At 67.5% G+C, this 17086-nt stretch carries 18 protein-coding genes; 16 read left to right on the top strand and 2 right to left on the bottom strand.

Annotation, left to right across the window (positions count from 1 at the left end; all coding sequences use genetic code 11):
* Positions 1-33: 33 nt before the first annotated feature.
* From ACN9M6_RS06340 to dcd, 3 genes are all read left to right on the top strand, one after another.
* A complete protein-coding gene (locus tag ACN9M6_RS06340) occupies positions 34-270 on the top strand; it encodes a hypothetical protein (RefSeq protein WP_419162067.1) in 237 nt (78 codons plus the stop codon).
* 32 nt (positions 271-302) lie between these two features.
* Positions 303-656 (top strand): DUF423 domain-containing protein, encoded by a 354-nt coding sequence (locus tag ACN9M6_RS06335; RefSeq protein ID WP_419162066.1) that lies wholly within the window; start codon positions 303-305, stop codon positions 654-656.
* 73 nt (positions 657-729) lie between these two features.
* A complete protein-coding gene (dcd, locus tag ACN9M6_RS06330; protein ID WP_419162065.1) occupies positions 730-1284 on the top strand; it encodes a dCTP deaminase in 555 nt (184 codons plus the stop codon).
* Here the strand turns inward: dcd and ACN9M6_RS06325 are convergent.
* Together ACN9M6_RS06325 and ACN9M6_RS06320 are read right to left on the bottom strand one after the other, a co-directional pair.
* A complete protein-coding gene (locus ACN9M6_RS06325) occupies positions 1265-2146 on the bottom strand; it encodes an alpha/beta fold hydrolase (RefSeq protein WP_419162064.1) in 882 nt (293 codons plus the stop codon). The genes dcd and ACN9M6_RS06325 overlap by 20 nt on opposite strands.
* Positions 2143-2649, bottom strand: a complete 507-nt coding sequence (locus tag ACN9M6_RS06320) for a methyltransferase family protein (RefSeq protein WP_419162063.1) — start codon at positions 2647-2649, stop codon at positions 2143-2145. Before ACN9M6_RS06320 ends, ACN9M6_RS06325 begins: the two co-directional genes overlap by 4 nt.
* 160 nt (positions 2650-2809) lie before the next feature.
* Between ACN9M6_RS06320 and ACN9M6_RS06315 the strand changes: the two genes are divergently transcribed.
* The 13 genes from ACN9M6_RS06315 to ACN9M6_RS06255 all read left to right on the top strand — a co-directional run bounded on the left by ACN9M6_RS06315 (position 2810) and on the right by ACN9M6_RS06255 (position 17063).
* Positions 2810-3166, top strand: a complete 357-nt coding sequence (locus tag ACN9M6_RS06315) for an NADH-quinone oxidoreductase subunit A (protein WP_419162062.1) — start codon at positions 2810-2812, stop codon at positions 3164-3166.
* Between the two features lie 109 nt (positions 3167-3275).
* Positions 3276-3899: an NADH-quinone oxidoreductase subunit B gene (locus ACN9M6_RS06310; protein WP_419162268.1), complete on the top strand. Its 624-nt coding sequence runs from the start codon at positions 3276-3278 to the stop codon at positions 3897-3899.
* A 16-nt stretch (positions 3900-3915) separates the two neighbouring features.
* On the top strand, positions 3916-5790 hold the full coding sequence (gene nuoD / locus ACN9M6_RS06305; protein WP_419162061.1) for an NADH dehydrogenase (quinone) subunit D: 1875 nt from the start codon (positions 3916-3918) through the stop codon (positions 5788-5790).
* Positions 5787-6374, top strand: coding sequence for an NADH-quinone oxidoreductase subunit NuoE (gene nuoE / locus ACN9M6_RS06300; RefSeq protein WP_419162060.1), 588 nt, complete (start codon positions 5787-5789; stop codon positions 6372-6374). The genes nuoD and nuoE overlap by 4 nt, the downstream gene beginning before the upstream one ends.
* Positions 6371-7660 carry an NADH-quinone oxidoreductase subunit NuoF gene (gene nuoF, locus ACN9M6_RS06295; RefSeq protein ID WP_419162059.1) on the top strand — a complete coding sequence of 430 codons (1290 nt, stop codon included), beginning with the start codon at positions 6371-6373 and terminating at the stop codon, positions 7658-7660. The genes nuoE and nuoF overlap by 4 nt, the downstream gene beginning before the upstream one ends.
* Positions 7661-7663: 3 nt before the next feature.
* Positions 7664-9250 (top strand): molybdopterin-dependent oxidoreductase, encoded by a 1587-nt coding sequence (locus ACN9M6_RS06290; RefSeq protein ID WP_419162058.1) that lies wholly within the window; start codon positions 7664-7666, stop codon positions 9248-9250.
* Entirely contained in the window at positions 9247-10524 is a 1278-nt protein-coding gene (locus ACN9M6_RS06285; RefSeq protein ID WP_419162057.1) for a complex I subunit 1/NuoH family protein, read from the top strand. The genes ACN9M6_RS06290 and ACN9M6_RS06285 overlap by 4 nt, the downstream gene beginning before the upstream one ends.
* A complete protein-coding gene (locus tag ACN9M6_RS06280) occupies positions 10525-11022 on the top strand; it encodes a NuoI/complex I 23 kDa subunit family protein (protein ID WP_419162056.1) in 498 nt (165 codons plus the stop codon). It abuts the gene before it with no gap.
* A gap of 7 nt (positions 11023-11029) precedes the next feature.
* Positions 11030-11557: an NADH-quinone oxidoreductase subunit J gene (locus ACN9M6_RS06275; protein WP_419162055.1), complete on the top strand. Its 528-nt coding sequence runs from the start codon at positions 11030-11032 to the stop codon at positions 11555-11557.
* Entirely contained in the window at positions 11554-11883 is a 330-nt protein-coding gene (nuoK, locus tag ACN9M6_RS06270; protein WP_419162054.1) for an NADH-quinone oxidoreductase subunit NuoK, read from the top strand. Before ACN9M6_RS06275 ends, nuoK begins: the two co-directional genes overlap by 4 nt.
* On the top strand, positions 11877-13979 hold the full coding sequence (gene nuoL, locus ACN9M6_RS06265) for an NADH-quinone oxidoreductase subunit L (RefSeq protein ID WP_419162053.1): 2103 nt from the start codon (positions 11877-11879) through the stop codon (positions 13977-13979). Before nuoK ends, nuoL begins: the two co-directional genes overlap by 7 nt.
* Positions 13976-15523: a complex I subunit 4 family protein gene (locus tag ACN9M6_RS06260; RefSeq protein ID WP_419162052.1), complete on the top strand. Its 1548-nt coding sequence runs from the start codon at positions 13976-13978 to the stop codon at positions 15521-15523. The genes nuoL and ACN9M6_RS06260 overlap by 4 nt, the downstream gene beginning before the upstream one ends.
* Before the next feature lies 1 nt (position 15524).
* Positions 15525-17063 (top strand): NADH-quinone oxidoreductase subunit N, encoded by a 1539-nt coding sequence (locus ACN9M6_RS06255; protein ID WP_419162051.1) that lies wholly within the window; start codon positions 15525-15527, stop codon positions 17061-17063.
* Positions 17064-17086 lie beyond the last annotated feature (23 nt).

The following is a 17086-nucleotide window of genomic DNA, read 5'->3' as shown; positions in this document are numbered from 1 at the left end:
CGGCGGCCCGATGACCGGCGCGGCAACGCCCGCGTGAACTACGAAGAACGCCTCCGGCACCGCGACCTCGTCGAGCGCGCAGCCCGGCTGCGCCATGCTCTGGAGCAGGAGGACGCCGGTCCCGTCCTGAGGCGCGAGGAAGGTTGCGAACTGGTGGAGATCCTGGAAGAAACACTGGCTCAGATCAGCCCCGAGCGCTGGGACCGGGTCATGCAGGCCATCGTCGACGAGGCGACACGGCGGGCGGGCGCCCCGTCGCTGTTCGACTGATCGGGGGCCCTTCGCCTCACCGGCACCTCCTGGTGTCCGGTTTCCTGCTGGCCGGCCTCGGAGTAGCGGTGGGGGCGTTCTGCGCACACGCCCTGGAGGGCCGTCTGGCGGCGGACGACCTTGCGGTCTTCGAGACGGCGGCCCGTATCCACATGCTGCATGCCCTCGGGCTGGCTCTGCTCGGCCTCGCGGCGGCTCGCTGGCCGGATGCCGGCTGGAAAGGCCCCGGATTGTTGATGCTGGCCGGCGTCGCGGTGTTCAGCGGCAGCCTCTATGCCCTCGCGCTGTCGGGCATCGGGTGGTTGGGTGCGATCACGCCGGTCGGCGGCGCAGCGCTCATCGCGGCCTGGATGTGGGCCGCGTGGATCGCTCTCAACCGCACCTGACGCGGCGCCCGGCGGCGGTGGACTTGACGCCGGCATAGGTTTCGAGTTGCCGCTGCCCAAACCGAGAGGTTCGATGACGATAAAGAGCGATGGGTGGATCCGCCGCATGGCACGCGCACAGGGGATGATCGAACCCTTCGCCGACCGCCAGGTCCGCGATGGCGTCATCTCCTACGGCGTGAGCAGCTACGGCTATGACATGCGGGTCGCCAACGAGTTCCGGATCTTCCACAACGCGCTCTTCCCCGTGGTCGATCCCAAAGCATTCGACGAGCGCTCGTTCCTGGAATTCACCGGGGATGTCTGCATCATCCCGCCCAACTCCTTCGCCCTCGCGCGCTCGATCGAGTACTTCAGGATTCCGCGCAACGTGATGACCATCTGTGTCGGCAAGAGCACCTATGCGCGCTGCGGCCTCATCGTGAACGTGACGCCCTTCGAGCCGGAGTGGGAGGGACATGTGACGCTGGAGATTTCGAATACGACACCGCTTCCCGCCCGGGTCTACGCGAACGAGGGGATTGCGCAGGTGCTCTTCTTCGAGTCCGACGAGGTGTGCGAGATCAGCTACGCGGACAAGGCCGGAAAGTACCAGGGCCAGACCGGGGTCACGCCGCCGAAACTGTAGCGGCCAGCCCGGCGAGCAGGCGGGCGAGCATGCGGGGGTGCTGCTCGGTCAGGACGTGCCCGCCTTCCGGCGCCACCGTGATGCCGCACCCGAGGCGCGCGGCGAGACAGCGGGCCGCCGCGACCGGAATCCGGGGGTCGCGCGCCCCCGTTACGACGTGTGCCGCGAGGGGCCGATCCGGCATGCGGCTCTCCAGATCGGCCGGCCGCCAGTCGGCGAGGATGCGCATGAGCGTGCGTGCGCGCGCCGGATCCGCCCAGGGTCGGGCGTACGCCTCCACGAGGGCCGGTGGAGCCCTGAACGCGGGACCGCCCGCGCGCCTCAACACCAGACGGCCGATCTGCCCGTGCAGCGGCGCGAACATGTTCCCAACGGCCCGCCTTACCGGTTCCGAGCCGAGGAGGCCGAGGAGCAGAGGGCGGCGGATGTCGGCCGCGACCGGACTCGCGAGCAGCAGCCCGCGGACGGCCGGCTCGACGCCGGCGAGCGCCAGCGCCACGGCGGCGCCCTGCGAGTGGCCGGCGACGAGCCGCGGCGCCCCGCCGTCCGGAGCGAGCACGCGGATGATTTCTCGCATCCGGCGTACTTCGTCGTCGAGGGTGTAAGACAGCCCGGGAGACGCCTCGGACGCCCCCCGGCCCAGTACGTCGGGGAGCCAGCACATCCAGCCGGGGTGCTCCGCGACGAAGGTCTCCGAGACCGAGCGCCATGCGCGGCCGTGCGCGCTGATCCCGTGCAGAAAGAGGATGGGACGGCCCTCTCCGAGAATCATCATCCGTACCGTACCATCCGTGATCTCGACTTCCCGGACGAGACAGGCCTTGCGATCGGAACGGTCGGTTGCGGTGGGCCCGGGACTCACAGAAACCGCGGGATCCTCCGCAGATACTCCCGGTATTCGCCGCCGTACTGCTCTTCCAGCCAGGGCTCTTCCGCGAGCGGTGCCACGATGAAGCCTACGCCGACGAAGAAGACGATGTCTCCGAGATACTGCGGATTTCTCGTGAACCGGTAGGGTCCGGAGGACACAAACCGTCCCTTCACCCCCGACGTGTTCGTCCATCCTGCCGTGGCGAGTGCCCAGACCGTGAGCAGTCCCCCCAGAAGAGCGAGAGGGATGCCGGCGACGAAGCGCACGGGACTGCGGAAGACCCAGGAATTCCAGTCGAAGAAGAGCAGCGCGGCGCCGATCCCGAAGGCCGCATAGAAACCCATCCATGTCAGGCGGTACTGCCAGGACGGCCGCTGCGGAGGTGGCCAGATCCGCTTGTCCGGCCAGGCCGCGGACACAACAGCTCCGACCAGCAGAAGGCCGAGAACGACGACATCCGCCGCGAACAGAATGACTGTGATGTCCGGGTTCATACTTCGTCTCCGCACGATTCCGGCCCGAGCCCTGCAAACCGCACGCTGGAGGGGTGTTCCGAGCCCCTGTTCCCGCTTGCCGGACCCACCCCTCCGCGATACCTTCGCGGCGCGGGAAAGTGAAGAAATTCACAAGCTCGCGCGAGAGGAGCGCACCCCCTTGCTCGACCCATATCTCGGCATCCTGATCCTCGGCTTGGTCGGCGTGCTGAACGCAGCCGCGATGATGGGAGTTTCTCACGTCCTGGGCTCGCGTCGCCCGACGCCCGTGAAGGCGAGCCCCTACGAATCGGGCATCCCCCCCCTCGGAAGTACGCGAGAGCGGTTTTCGGTGAATTTCTATATCGTGGCGATGCTTTTCATCGTCCTCGACATTGAAACCCTCTTCCTTATTCCGTGGGCCGTCATCTTCCGGGAGTTGGGGATGGTCGGGTTCATGGAGATCACCGCCTTCCTCGTCGTTCTGGGGGTCGGGCTCGTGTACGCGTGGAAGAAGGGGGCGCTCGAGTGGGACTGAGGGGACGCCGGCTTTTGCCACGGACTGCAAGATGAAGACGCTCGACACGCTGCCACCCGGCGCGCACCCGGAAGAGGGTCGGCTCGACACGGGGATCCCGCGAAACTGGATGACGACCCGCCTCGACTACGTCATCAACTGGGCGCGCCGGAACTCACTGTGGCCGATGCCGTTTGGCACCGCCTGCTGCGCCATCGAGATGATGGCGTCCGCGGCGAGCAAATACGACATCGGGCGCTTCGGCATGGAGCGCATGTCGTTCAGCCCGAGGCAGGCCGACCTGATGATCGTCGCCGGGCGGGTCACCTACAAGCTGGCCCCCGTCCTGCGACGGGTGTGGGACCAGATGCCGCAGCCCAAGTGGTGCGTGTCGATGGGGGCCTGCGCGAGCTCGGGCGGGATGTTCGACAACTACACGATCGTGCAGGGCATCGACACGATCGTTCCGGTAGACGTGTACGTGCCGGGGTGCCCGCCTCGGCCCGAGGGCCTGATCTACGGTCTCCTCATGATCCAGGAGAAGATCAAGGGAGAGTCGCTGGCCGACCCTCGGGCGCGAGACGAAGCTCCCGCCGCTGTGGGGCAACCGAACCTGCCGCCGGAGACGATCGAGCTGGTGGCCCAGCCCTTCGGCAACTCCACGAACCAGAACCGTATGAGCGGGCTCGGGCCGACATCCGCGTTGACGCGGCCTCGCGACCGGCGCGAGCGCCGGCTGGAACACCGGGATTGACCGGGACGCTCGGTCGGTGACGGCCTCCACGACGGCCGCGGTGCCACGCATGGTGAGCGTAGCACCGCTCGACGGGGACGCGACGAACCACCCCTCGGTCCGTGCGCTGAGGGATCGCTTCGGTGAGGGCGTCCGGCGTGTGGAGCGCGACGCGGTCGGCTACCCGGTGGTATGGGTCGACCCGAACCTCAACGCAGAAGTGCTCCGTTTCCTGCGCGAGACGCCGGATCAGGCGTACGATTTTCTGGCCGACATCATGGGCGCGCACGCGGGCATCGGCGCCCCCATCCAGGTCTGGTACCAACTCTGGTCCATGGCGCATGGCCGCCAGCTCCGCGTCGCGTGCGAGGTACCCATGGACGACCTCGAATTGGACACGGTGACCGACCAGTGGCTCAGCGCCGACTGGCTGGAGCGCGAGACATGGGACATGTACGGCGTCGGCTTCCGGGGCCATCCCGATCTGCGCCGCATCCTGATGCCGGAGAACTACGAAGAGGGGTTTCCGCTTCGAAAGGACTTCCCCCTCCGCGGCCGGTTCAGCCGCTCCGCGCAGGTGAGCCGCGCCCTGTCTCGCGACCTTCTCGACATCTACGCCGTGGAAGAGCTGGAGATGGCGGGCTACGCCGTCTCGGACGAGGGAAAGGTGCGGGCGAAGGCGGACAGCGAGGCGGACGCCGGAATCCGAGACGTGGCACCGGAGGAGAAGCTCGAGGACGCACTGGAGGGCGAGCCGATCCTGATCAACATGGGGCCGCAGCACCCGGCCACCCACGGTGTCCTGCGGCTCGTGCTGCAGCTCGACGGCGAACGCGTGGTCCGCTGCGTCCCGCACATCGGCTACCTCCATACCGGCTTCGAGAAGACCTGCGAGTTCCGCGAGTGGAACCAGTGCGTGCCCTACACGGATCGCATGGATTACCTCGCGCCGATGCTCTACAACATTGGCTACGCCGGGGCGGTGGAAGCTCTCCTCGGCGTCGAGATCACGGAGCGCTGTCGCGTCGTCCGGGTCATCCTGGGCGAACTGAACCGGATTCTCGGACACCTCCTGTGGCTGGGGACGACGGCGATCGACATCGGCGCGTTCTCCGTCTTCCTCTACACGTTCCAGGAACGCGAGCGCATCTACAACCTGCACGAGGCCTACACCGGAGGGCGGATCACCACTTCCGTCACCCGGGTGGGCGGGATGATGGCGGACCTTCCGGTCGGCTGGACGGCGGCGACGCGTGATTTCGCGGCCACCTTCCCGGCCACGCTGGACGAGGTCGAGCGCCTTCTCTCGAGAAACGCGATCTGGCAGGGCCGCACGATGGACATCGGCATGCTCGACGCGGACAGGGCGGTGAGCTATGGCATCACCGGCCCCACGCTGCGCGCGAGCGGCGTCGCGTACGACGTGCGGAAAGCGCGCCCCTATCTCGGCTACGAGGAGTACGACTTCGACGTGCCGGTCGGCACCACGGGTGACGTGTACGACCGGTATCTGGTCCGGGTCGAGGAGATGAAGCAGAGCGTCCGCATCGTCGAACAGGCGCTCGACCGGCTCCCGGGCGGTCCGATCAATATCGACGACTACCGCATCGTCCTGCCCCCCAAGGGGGAGGCGATGGGATCGATCGACACGATGATCTCGCACTTCAAGCTCGTCATGGAGGGCGTCCGCGTGCCCGCCGGCGAGACGTGGTATTCGATCGAGAGTTCGAAGGGAGAACTCGGCTTCGGCATCGTCTCCGACGGGGGGACGAAGCCCGTCCGCTGCCGTTTCCGCGGTCCCTCGTTCGTCAACATCGCGTCGCTGCCCGAACTCGTGAAGGGAGAGCTCGTGGCGGACGTGGTGGCGATCAACGCCTCGCTGGATGTCGTGCTGGGGGAGATCGACCGATGAGCCGGCGCATCCATCCCGCGGTCGTCGGAGCGCAGCCCTTCCAGCTGACCGCGCGGAAGACTTTCGACGGTCCGATCTTCGAGACGGAGGAGGGCAGGCGCCGCCTCGAGATGGCGCTGTCCCGCTATCCCACCAAACGCGCCGCTCTTCTCCCCATGCTCGGATTCGTGCAGGCGGAGAAGGGGTGGATCGAGCCCGGGGACATGGAGCAGGTCGCAGAGGCACTCGAACTGACGCCCGCCTACGTGCATTCGATCGCGACCTTCTACACGATGTACAACAAGCACCCGGTCGGGCGTCACCTCGTCCAGGTGTGTACCAACATCTCCTGCCACCTCAACCGGTCGGGAGAGGTCCTGGACCGGTTCCTGGCGGAGACGCGGACCCGTGAGGGCGAGATCTCGGAGGATGGCGAGTTCACCGTCATCGAAGCCGAGTGCCTCGGCGCCTGCGGGTTCGCCACCGTCGTGCAGGTCAACGACCGCTACTACGAGGATGTTACGCCCGACGGGGTGCCCGAGATCGTCGCGAATCTTCGCGGCGCGCGCGACGGATCGGGGGCGGACGGGGGAGGGAACGCATGAGCTTCCCGCACCGCAGCGAACTCGAGACCACGACCGTGCTCTCGCAGCATCAGGGCGAGGCCGCAGCGCGCACACTCGACGGCTGGCGCGCCCTGGGGGGTTACGAGGCCCTCCGGAAGGCCGTCGGCATGGCGCCCGGCGAGATCACCGAGGTCGTGAAGGCTTCGGGATTGCGCGGGCGCGGCGGGGCAGGGTTCCCGACCGGACTCAAGTGGAGCTTCATGCCGAAGGACGACGGCAAGCCCCACTATCTGTGCTGCAACGCGGACGAATCGGAGCCCGGCGCATTCAAGGACCGCGAGGTCATCCGCTGGACGCCTCACCTCCTGATCGAGGGCTGCCTGATCGCGGCTCGCGCGATCGGGGCGGAGCACGTCTACATCTACGTGAGGGGCGAGTTCTTCGAGGAGACTCAGGTCCTCAACCGGGCGGTGACCGAAGCGTATGACGCCGGACTCATCGGCTCCGATATCCTGGGCTCCCCGTGGTCGTGCGATGTGACCGTCCACGCCGGCGCGGGCGCCTATATCGCCGGCGAAGAGACGGGTCTCATGAACTCGCTGATGGGCAACCGCGCGGAGCCGTGGGCCAAGCCGCCCTTCCCGGCGCAGGCCGGGGCCTTCGGCATGCCCACCACGGTGAACAACGTGGAGACGCTGGCGGCGGTTCCCATGATCCTCGAGAACGGGTCCGACTGGTATCGGCAGTGGGGAAGTGAACAATCCCCCGGAACGAAGCTGTGGAGCTGCTCGGGGCACCTCGTACGGCCGGGGAACTACGAGTTCGCGCTCGGGATCCCGCTCCGCGACATCATCTTCGACGCGTGCGGGGGCACGCCGTCCGGCAAGCCCGTGAAGGCGGTGATCCCCGGGGGATCGTCGACCGCGCTCCTCACCGGTGACGAACTGGACTGCGCCACGACCTACGAGGGTCTGGCGGAGGCGGGAAGCGCGCTGGGCACCGCCTCTCCGATCGTGATGGATGCCGATACCGACATCGTGGCGGCGATGCGGCGCATCGCCCAGTTCTACGCGCACGAGTCGTGTGGGCAGTGCGTGCAGTGCCGCGAGGGCACGTCGTGGGTCGTTCGCATCCTCCAGCGCATCGAGGCGGGCGACGGCGCGCTGCGAGACATCGACACGCTGTACGAGCTCTGCGAGCAGATGACGGGGCGCACGATCTGCGTGCTGGCGGATAGCGTCGTGTTCCCGCTGCGCTCCTCGCTCGACAAGTTCCGCGCCGACTACGAGGCGTGGATGAAGCCGACCCTGGTCGCGGCGGGGTGACGAATGGCTGACAACGGAGCGCAGGCGACGACTACGCTTACGATCGACGGCGTCGAGGTGACCGTCCCCCGCGGGACGCGCGTCATCGAAGCGGCGGAGCGGGTGGGCGTCGTCGTGCCGCGCTACTGCTACCACCCGGGTATCCCGACGCGTCCGGCGCAGTGCCGCATGTGTCTGGTGGAGGTCGAGGGGCGGCCCAAACTGGAGCCCTCCTGTACGCTCCAGGCGACCGACGACATGGTCGTGCACACGGCGAGCGACACAGCCCGCACGGCCCGCCAGGCGGTCATCGAATTCCTGCTCGTGAACCACCCGCTCGACTGTCCGATCTGCGACGCGGCGGGGCAGTGCATGCTCCAGGACTACGCCTATGTCACGAATCAGCTGCAGAGCCGTGTAGACGAGCCGAAGCGGGTCATGGGGCGGGATCGGATCGCCGACGACATCCTCTATTTCGCGGACCGCTGCGTCATCTGCACGCGCTGCGTCCGCTTCATGCGGGACGTCGCCGAGGACGATGCGCTCATCGTCGCCCAGCGGGGGGACAAGGCGTACATCGACACCTTCCCGGGGCGTGAACTCGACAATCCTTTCCAGGGAAATATCGTCGATGTGTGCCCGGTCGGTGCGCTGGTACACGAAGATTTCGTGTTCAAGGCCCGCGCCTGGGACATGGACGCGACGGCCAGCGTGTGCCCCGGGTGTCCGACGGGCTGCAACGTCACGATCGACACCATGGAAAACCAGATTGTGCGCGTCAAGCCGCGGCACAACGCCGCGGTCAACTCCTGGTGGATGTGCGACTACGGTCGGCGGCACCTGGTGATGACGAATCGCGGCGTGCGCGCCGAGGTCCCGCTCATCCGCGACGGTGACGGGCTCCGGCCGGTGGACTGGGCCACCGCTCTGGACTGGATCGCCGAGAGGCTCGGCGACATCGGATCGCCGGGCGGTCGCGCGATCGTGTCGCCGGACGCGTCGAACGAGAACCTCTTCTTCCTCGGCCTGCTCCTCGCGCGGCTGGGCGTGGAAGCGGCCGAGTTCCGGGTGTCTCGGGGAGACACCGCCGAACTACCGACCGTGCCGACACTCAAGCTCCGGGCCGACCGCGCCGCGAATGTCGCGGGGGCCGGCATCTTCGGCGCGGAGCGCGTCGAGGGGATCGCGAGCGGGGAGGGCGCGGGAGCGCTCGTCGTGCTTGACGACGGGCTCGACGGCGCGGATGAGAGCTTCGGCGCCTCGGCCGACCTGTTCCTCTATCTGGGGACGCGGTTGCCCTCCGCCGCGCGCAACGCCGACGCGGTGCTCCCGATCGCGACCTTCGCCGAGATGGATGGCACGTTCACGAACTTCGAGGGCCGGGTGCAGCGTTTCCACCAGGCGCTGACGCCACCGGGGTCGGCCCGCCCGGCGTGGATGATTCTCAGTCGCGTCATGGCCCGCCTGGGAGACGGCGATGCCGTGTCCGATATCCGGACGGCGTTCGAGCGGATGGCGAGTGACGTCCCGGCCTTCGAGGAGCTGACCTGGGACGGGATCGGCCTCAAGGGCGCCCCGGCTGCCGGCACGGCGGCGGCGGCCGACGCGTGAGCCCTGTCACCGGGGGCGCCTTCGCCCTGGCCACCGTGGGAAAGGTCGCGGTGTTCTTCACCGTGCTGATGCTCGCCGTCATGCTGGTGACGGTCGTCGAGCGCAAGGTGGCGGGATTCATCCAGGATCGGAGCGGTCCGAACCGCGTCGGGCCCTGGGGTCTCCTGCAGGTCATCGCCGACGGGCTCAAGAACCTGATAAAGGAAGAGACGATGCCGGCCCAGGCGATCCGGCCGTTCTTCCTGCTCGCGCCCGTTCTCGCGATCCTGCCGGCCACCATCCTGTTCGCCGTCATCCCGTTCGCGTCCCCGCTGCCCACGCCGTGGGGGCTGGTGGAGATGATCGTGGCGGACGTCCCGATCGGGTTTCTCTACGTGCTCGCGATCGGTTCGATCGGCGTGTACGGCGTCGCGATGGGCGGCTGGGCCTCGGGCTCCAAGTACTCGCTGCTCGGAGGCCTCCGGGGCTCGGCTCAGATGGTCAGCTACGAGGTCGCGCTCGCGCTCAGCCTCGTGCCGCTCATCCTCCTCACGGGAGATGTGCGCGCGCCCGAGATCGTCTCCATGCAGCAGACGTTCACTGCGGGGCCCGCGACGTACGCGACGTGGTTCGCCTTCCCGCTGCTCGTCGGGCTCTTCTTCTTCTTCGTTTCGGGTCTCGCGGAGACCAATCGGCTGCCCTTCGACCTGCCCGAGGCTGAGTCCGAACTCATCACCGGGTACCACACCGAGTACTCGGCGATGAAGTTCTCGATGTTCATGATCGGCGAGTTCGCGCATGTCATCACGATTGCCGCGCTGGTGACGGTCTTCTTCCTCGGCGGGTGGGACATCCCGTTCTGGCAGGGGGACAACATCCGGGTGCTCGCGGACGGGACGGTGATCGGGAATCCGACGTGGTGGAAAACGCTGCTCACGCTGGGGGCCTTCGGGACGAAGACGGCTCTCGTCGTCCTGGTTTTCATCTGGATCCGCTGGACGCTGCCGCGCTTCCGCTACGACCAGCTGATGGACCTCGGCTGGAAGTTCATGCTGGAGGCGGTGACGGTGTATATCCTCGTCATCGCGTTCGTCATCCTCGGGATCGAAGCCGTCGGGATCCCGGCCGGCGGCTGGTACGCATTCGTGCTGTTCGTCGTGAACCTCGGGCTCGCCGGCGCCCTCTTCTTCGCCCTGGATCGGGGAACGCTGATCCGCGGCGCGGCGAAGGGATCGCGATCCACGGACAGCGCGCCGGAAAGCCAGGCAGCCGGTGGCGAAAGCCAGGGAGGGTAGATGCCCGGAGACGTGAAGATTCTGGAACGGCCGCGCGCGGAAGGGTCGTACGTGAGGGCGGCGGCGAAGGGGATGTCGATCACACTGCGGCATCTCCTCAGCCCCCGCACGAAGACGCAGCAGTACCCGGACGAGAAGTGGGAACTGGCGCCGCGCACGCGCGGAACGCACCGCATGGCGGTGCACGAGGACGGGCGGGCGAAGTGCGTCGCCTGCGGGCTCTGCCCGACCGTGTGTCCGGTGAACTGCATCAAGCTGGTGCCTGCCGAGGACGAGAACGGTGAACGCTACGCGGCGATCTACGAGATCGACGAGTTCCGCTGCATCTTCTGCGGGTACTGTCAGGAGGTGTGTCCGGTCGAGGCGATTCACCTCGGCGTCCACTACGAGAACGCGGAGTACTCGCGCGAGCGGTGGGTCTACGACCTCGAGCGGCTGGTCGAGCAGGAGCACGACGTGACGGCGCTGTGGGATCCCAACGATCCGGCGTCGCAGTGATGTCGCAATGATCCAGGACTTCCTCTTCCAGGCCTTCGCGGCGAGCGCGATCCTGGGCGCCGTGATCATGGTCACACGCCGGAATCCGGTGACCGCCGTGATCTTCCTGGTCGGCGTGTTCTTCGCCACGTCGGGCATGTTCCTCATGCTGGACGCCCACTACGTCGCGGCCATCAACGTGATTCTGTACGGCGGGGCCATCATGGTCCTGTTCCTCTTCGTGCTCATGCTCCTCAACCTGGGGCACGCGGACTGGCGCGATCTGCGGGGGCCGGTCGGCGGGCTCGTGGGTGGATCCATCGGCATCGCCTTCCTGGGGATCCTGACGCGCCTCTTCATCGGCGGCGCGGAGGCCCGGCCCGCCGTGGAAGTGACGGGGAACGCGCTGCGAGCGACCATCGAGGAGCAGGGAGTGATCGGCGTGGTGGCCCGGCCGCTCTTCCAGGAGTACGCCATCGTACTCGAGGTCACCGGAGTGCTGCTTCTGGTCTCGATCGTGGGCACGATCCTCCTGGCACGGAGGGAGCGGGCGTGAGCGAGGCCGGGCTGGCGAGCGCCCTCGGACTGCACGGGCTGATCGCACTTTTTGTGAGCGCGATCCTGTTCTCGATCGGCGTGATCGGCGTCCTGCTGCGGCGCAACGCGATCATCGTGTTCATGTGCGTCGAGCTGATGCTCACCGCGGGCAACCTGTCGCTGGTGGCGTTCTCGCGGCTGCACGGGATCGAGGGCCAGATCCTCGTGTTCTTCGTGATGGCCGTCGCCGCGGCCGAGGCCGCCGTCGGACTCGCGATCATCATCGCGGTCTTCCGGCACTACGAGGTGGTCGACCTCGACCGCTTCCGGTTGCTCAGATGGTAAGCGGCTCCATCTTCAGCGGGTCGGGCGCGCTCCCGGCGGGAGCCGCCGCCTTCGCGGGGCAGGAGGGCGCGGGCGCGGCGTTCCATCCGGTGCTCCCCTGGCTGATCCTCGCTTTGCCGTTGCTCGGGGCCGCAGTCAACGGTCTCGGCGCCTTCCTGTGGCGCGACAACAGGCGGATCCCGACCCTCGTCGGTCCCGCGGCGTTGCTCCTGAGCTTCAACGTTGTCCTGATCAACTTCATCGGGATGAATGGGTCCGAACTGCACGGAGCGGAGGTGGTCCGCCTCTGGAGCTGGATCGTGTCCGGAGATCTCCATGTCGGCGTCGATCTCCAGTTCGACCAGCTCTCGATGCTCATGTGCATGGTCGTCACCGGGGTGGGGAGCCTGATCCACATCTACTCCGTCGGCTACATGCGCGAGGATCCGGGCTATTCGCGCTACTTCTCGTACCTGAACCTGTTCGTCTTTTTCATGCTGGTCCTCGTGCTGGGGGCGAGCCTGCCGCTGATGTTCGTGGGCTGGGAGGGCGTGGGGCTCTGCTCCTACCTGCTCATCGGCTTCTGGTACGAGAACCGTGACTACGCGAACGCGGGCAAGAAGGCGTTCATCATGAACCGGATCGGCGATGCGGGTTTCCTCGTCGCCATGTTCCTCCTCTTCGTGAGTTTCGGGACGCTCGACTTCGTCCCCATGCTCGAGGCGGCCGAGGGGACACTCGCGTACGGCGGGGTCCTCGTCACCGGGATCACCCTGCTCCTGTTCCTGGGCTGCACCGGGAAGTCGGCCCAGATCCCGCTGCACACATGGCTGCCGGATGCCATGGCGGGACCCACGCCGGTCTCGGCGCTGATCCACGCGGCGACCATGGTCACGGCCGGCGTCTACCTGATCGCGCGGACCAGCGTCCTGTTCGCGCTTGCGCCCGTGTCGCAGGGCGTCGTAGCGGCGGTGGGGGCGGGGACGGCGCTGTTCGCGGCTTCGATCGCGATCCGTCAGTACGACATCAAGAAGGTGCTGGCCTATTCCACGATCTCGCAGCTCGGCTACATGTTCCTCGCCGTCGGCGTCGGGGCGTTCACGGCTGGCGTCTTCCACCTCATGACGCACGCCTTCTTCAAGGCGCTGCTCTTCCTCGGGGCCGGCGCGGTGATCCACGCGGTCCATCGTGCGTGGGAGCACGGGGGTCAGGGCGACGCGCACGATCAAGCGCACGGCGGCGATCCCAACGACATGCGAAACCACGGGGGGCTCCGGGCCTTCATGCCCCGGACATGGGTCTTCATGTGGGTCGCCACGCTCGCCATCGCCGGAGTCCCGCCGCTGGCCGGATTCTTCTCCAAGGACGAGATCATCTGGTACGCGGGCGCCTACGGGTACCCGATCCTGTGGGGCGTCGCGCTGGCCACCGCCCTCCTGACGGCGGTGTACATGGCCCGCCTCATGGTCATGACCTTCCACGGCGAGAACCGCACGTTCGGCCGCGGGGGGAAGGCGGAAGCGGGCCGTCGCCTTCACGAGGTCCCCCTCGTCATGTGGGGGCCGCTGGCGGTCCTCGCCGTCCTCTCGGTGGTCGGCGGCTGGGCCAACATCCCCGAGGCGCTGCCTCTGCTGCCGGCCGTCGAATGGCTGCACCACTGGCTCGAGCCCGTGTTCGAACCGGCGATCGCCATCGCCGAGGCGAGAGGCATCGTCGCCGAACACCACGCGCCGGCGGGCGGCGGGGAGGCGTTGTGGGCCGGGGTCTCGGCCGTTGTCGCGATCGTGGCCGTGACCGCGACGGTCCGCGTCCTGTCGCCGAAGCGTGTGCCCACGGAAGCCGAAGCCGTGGCCCCGACCGGCTTCGGCCGGGTACTGCACGACAAGTGGTACGTCGATGAACTCTATGACCGCATGATCGTGCGGCCCTCGCTCGCCCTGTGGCGTGCCTGCTGGCGGATCGTGGACGCGGGTCTCATCGACGGTGCCGTGAACGGGGTGGGCCGGGGCGCCCGCCTCCTCGGGTGGGCCGGAGGCCAGCTCCAGAGCGGCCGCGTGACGACGTACCTCGTGGTGTTCATGCTGGGCGCCCTGCTCGTGCTGGGCGTGCTCTCATGATGGCCCTATACGAGGGACACTGGATTCTGACGGCCCTCGTGGTGCTCCCCCTCCTCGGGGGCGGGGCATGCCTCGTCGTGCCGGAGTCGCGCGCCAAGACGGTCGCGTTCGTCACGACCCTCGTGCTGTTCGCGCTTTCGCTACCGCTCTTCTGGACCTTCGATACGGCGGAACCGGGGTTCCAGAACCAGGTTTCCATCCCGTGGGTCGAGGCGTGGGGGATCTCCTACAGCGTCGGGGTGGACGGGATCTCGATCCTCATGATCCTGCTCACGACCTTCATCATGCCGCTCTCCGTGGCGGCTTCGTTCTCCTACATCCAGCGACGGGAGCGCGCCTTCTATGCGATGCTCCTCTTCCTGACGACGGGGATGATCGGGGTCTTCGTAGCCCTGGATCTCTTCCTGTTCTACGTGTTCTGGGAGATCATGCTGATCCCGATGTATTTCCTCATCGGGATCTGGGGCGGGGAGCGCCGGATCTACTCGGCGGTGAAGTTCTTCCTCTATACCTCGGCGGGTTCCCTGCTGATGCTGGTCGCGATCGTGACCCTCGCGTGGCTGTTCCAGAGCGGCGCCGGGGGGTGGAGCTTCGCCTACGAAGACCTGCTGTCGCTCGACCTTGCGCGCCGCACCCAGCTGTGGCTGTTCGGCGGGTTCGCGCTCGCGTTCGCGATCAAGGTGCCGCTCTTCCCGTTCCACACCTGGCTTCCGGACGCGCACGTCGAGGCCCCCACGGCGGGGTCCGTCATCCTGGCGGGCGTGCTGCTGAAGATGGGGGTGTACGGATTCCTGAGGTTCGGGCTTCCGTTCTTCCCGGCCGCGGCGACCGATCCGGGCGTCGTGAACGCGATGCTCGTGCTCGGCCTCATCGGCATCCTCTATGCCGCCTGGGTCGCGGCGGTGCAGCCGGATGCCAAGAAACTGATCGCCTACACGTCGGTCGCCCACCTCGGGTTCGTCGTGCTCGGCGTGTTCGGGCTTACGACGCAGGGGATCGAAGGCGGGATCCTCCAGATGGTGAACCACGGCATCTCGACCGGGGCTCTCTTCCTCCTGATCGGCATGCTCTACGAGCGGCGGCACACGCGGCGGATCGCGGACTTCGGCGGCATCGCGAAGGTCATGCCGCTGTTCGCTTTTGCGCTCGTGGTCGTCGCGCTGTCGTCCGTGGGGCTTCCCGGCACGAACGGCTTCGTGGGCGAGTTCCTCATCCTGCTCGGCACCTTCCGGACCCATCCGTGGATCGCGGCCATCGCGACGACCGGCGTCATCTTCGCGGCCTGCTACATGCTGCCGATGGTGCAGCGGGTTCTGTTCAATGGTCTGGACCGCGACGAGAACCGCACACTGACCGACGTGAACGGCCGCGAGCGCATGATCCTGGTCCCGCTTCTTGCGCTGATCCTGCTCATCGGCGTGTGGCCGGGTCCGTTCCTGAACCGGACGCGGGCCTCCGTCGAGGCCCTCATCGAGTATGTAGAGACGCGGACGGCCGATGTCGCGTCCCTGTCCGACCCGGTCGAGGCCGGGGGAGGGGAGTGACGTGAGGGTCTTCGACTTCGCGACGCACGGCAGCTACTGGGTGGCGCTTCTGCCGGAAGTCATCCTGTCTCTCGCGGCGATGGTCATCCTCATGCGCGATGCCTTCGTCCGGACGGGCACGGCCTCCGGCGGGGACGGCGGAGACGGGCGGATGTCGGTGGACAGTCTCGTCACGCTCTATTCGATCGCGGGCGCGCTCATCGCGAGTCTGTGGCTGAGCGATGCTTCCGGCCCGCCCGACGCCATGATCGCGCTCGACGGGTTCCGTGTCGCGGCCGACGTGATCCTGCTCGGCGGGGGTCTGCTCGTCGTGTCGCTGTCGCGGGACTATCTGAGCCGCGAGGGTCTTCGCTCGCCGGAGTTCCATGCGCTGACTCTGATGGCGCTCGTGGGGATGATGGTGCTCGTCGCGGCGCGAGACCTGATCCTGCTGTTCGTGGGCCTCGAGCTCATGTCGATCTCGGTGTATGTGCTCACGGGCTTCGTCAGGAACAATCCGCGCTCTTCCGAGGCGAGCCTCAAGTACTTCATCGTCGGCGCCTTCGCGAGTGCGTTCGTCGTGTACGGGATCGCGCTCCTGTACGGGGCGACGGGGACCACGCGACTCGCCACCGCCGCGGAGATGATCGCGGCCGGGCCGGCGGCAGGCGGCGGGCTCCTTCTCGTTGCGGGCATCGGTCTCTTTCTCATCGGTTTCGCGTTCAAGATCGCGGCCGTCCCGTTCCACATGTGGGCGCCGGACGCCTACGAGGGGGCTCCGACGCCCGTCACCTCTCTCATGGCGACCGGCGTAAAGGCGGCGGCGTTCATCGCGTTGCTGCGCGTTCTGACCGTGGATCTCGGCGGTGCCGCGGATGTGTGGAGAAGCGCGGTGTGGTGGCTCGCGATCCTGACCATGATCGTGCCCAACCTGGTCGCGCTGGCGCAGGAAGACGTGAAGCGGATGCTGGCCTACTCTTCGGTGGCCCACGCGGGATACCTGCTGGTGGGCGTGGTCGCGGCCTCCGAGCTGGGGCGGTCTGCATCGCTCTTCTATCTGGCGGCCTACACCGTCGTCACGGCCGGGAGCTTCGCGATCGTGTTTCATGTGGCGGGAAAGGGCGACCGGAACCAGCGGGTGCAAGACTATCGGGGACTCGGCTGGCGGCGTCCTCTCCTGGGAGCCGCCCTCTTCATCTTCCTGCTCTCGCTGGCGGGCTTCCCGCCCACGGCGGGATTCGTCGGGAAGCTGTACCTGCTGCGCGCCGCGGTCGACGCCGGGGAGACGGCGCTCGCGGTGACGCTCGTCCTGACCAGCCTCATCGCCTACTACTATTATCTGCGCGTCGTGTGGAAGATGTATTTCGAGGCGGCGCCCGAGGATGCCCGCACGCCGGCCCCGGCGAAACCGGGGTTCAATCTCGTGATCGGGACCTGTGTGGCACTCATCCTCCTGGCCGGGCTCTTCCCGGGGCGGATCATCGACCGGGCGCGCAACGCGCTCGCCGACCCGCAGCCGGGCAATGTAGCGGCCCGGATTTCGAACCCGCCGGCCCCGTAGGGACCGTCCGTCCGCGGGGACCC

Source organism: Candidatus Palauibacter sp., from assembly GCF_965197445.1.
Classification (GTDB): domain Bacteria; phylum Gemmatimonadota; class Gemmatimonadetes; order Palauibacterales; family Palauibacteraceae; genus Palauibacter.
Note: the sequence above shows the minus strand (reverse complement) of the source record. Positions and strands in the feature narration are given on the sequence as shown.

Bases quoted from the DNA above. Each gene is read 5' to 3' on its own strand.
- dcd (WP_419162065.1), top strand. From the start codon at position 730: ATGACGATAAAGAGCGATGGGTGGATCCGCCGCATGGCACGCGCACAG.
- ACN9M6_RS06320 (WP_419162063.1), bottom strand. From the start codon at position 2,649: ATGAACCCGGACATCACAGTCATTCTGTTCGCGGCGGATGTCGTCGTT.
- ACN9M6_RS06310 (WP_419162268.1), top strand. From the start codon at position 3,276: ATGACGACCCGCCTCGACTACGTCATCAACTGGGCGCGCCGGAACTCA.
- nuoE (WP_419162060.1), top strand. From the start codon at position 5,787: ATGAGCCGGCGCATCCATCCCGCGGTCGTCGGAGCGCAGCCCTTCCAG.
- nuoF (WP_419162059.1), top strand. From the start codon at position 6,371: ATGAGCTTCCCGCACCGCAGCGAACTCGAGACCACGACCGTGCTCTCG.
- ACN9M6_RS06290 (WP_419162058.1), top strand. From the start codon at position 7,664: ATGGCTGACAACGGAGCGCAGGCGACGACTACGCTTACGATCGACGGC.
- ACN9M6_RS06280 (WP_419162056.1), top strand. From the start codon at position 10,525: ATGCCCGGAGACGTGAAGATTCTGGAACGGCCGCGCGCGGAAGGGTCG.
- ACN9M6_RS06275 (WP_419162055.1), top strand. From the start codon at position 11,030: ATGATCCAGGACTTCCTCTTCCAGGCCTTCGCGGCGAGCGCGATCCTG.
- nuoL (WP_419162053.1), top strand. From the start codon at position 11,877: ATGGTAAGCGGCTCCATCTTCAGCGGGTCGGGCGCGCTCCCGGCGGGA.
- ACN9M6_RS06260 (WP_419162052.1), top strand. From the start codon at position 13,976: ATGATGGCCCTATACGAGGGACACTGGATTCTGACGGCCCTCGTGGTG.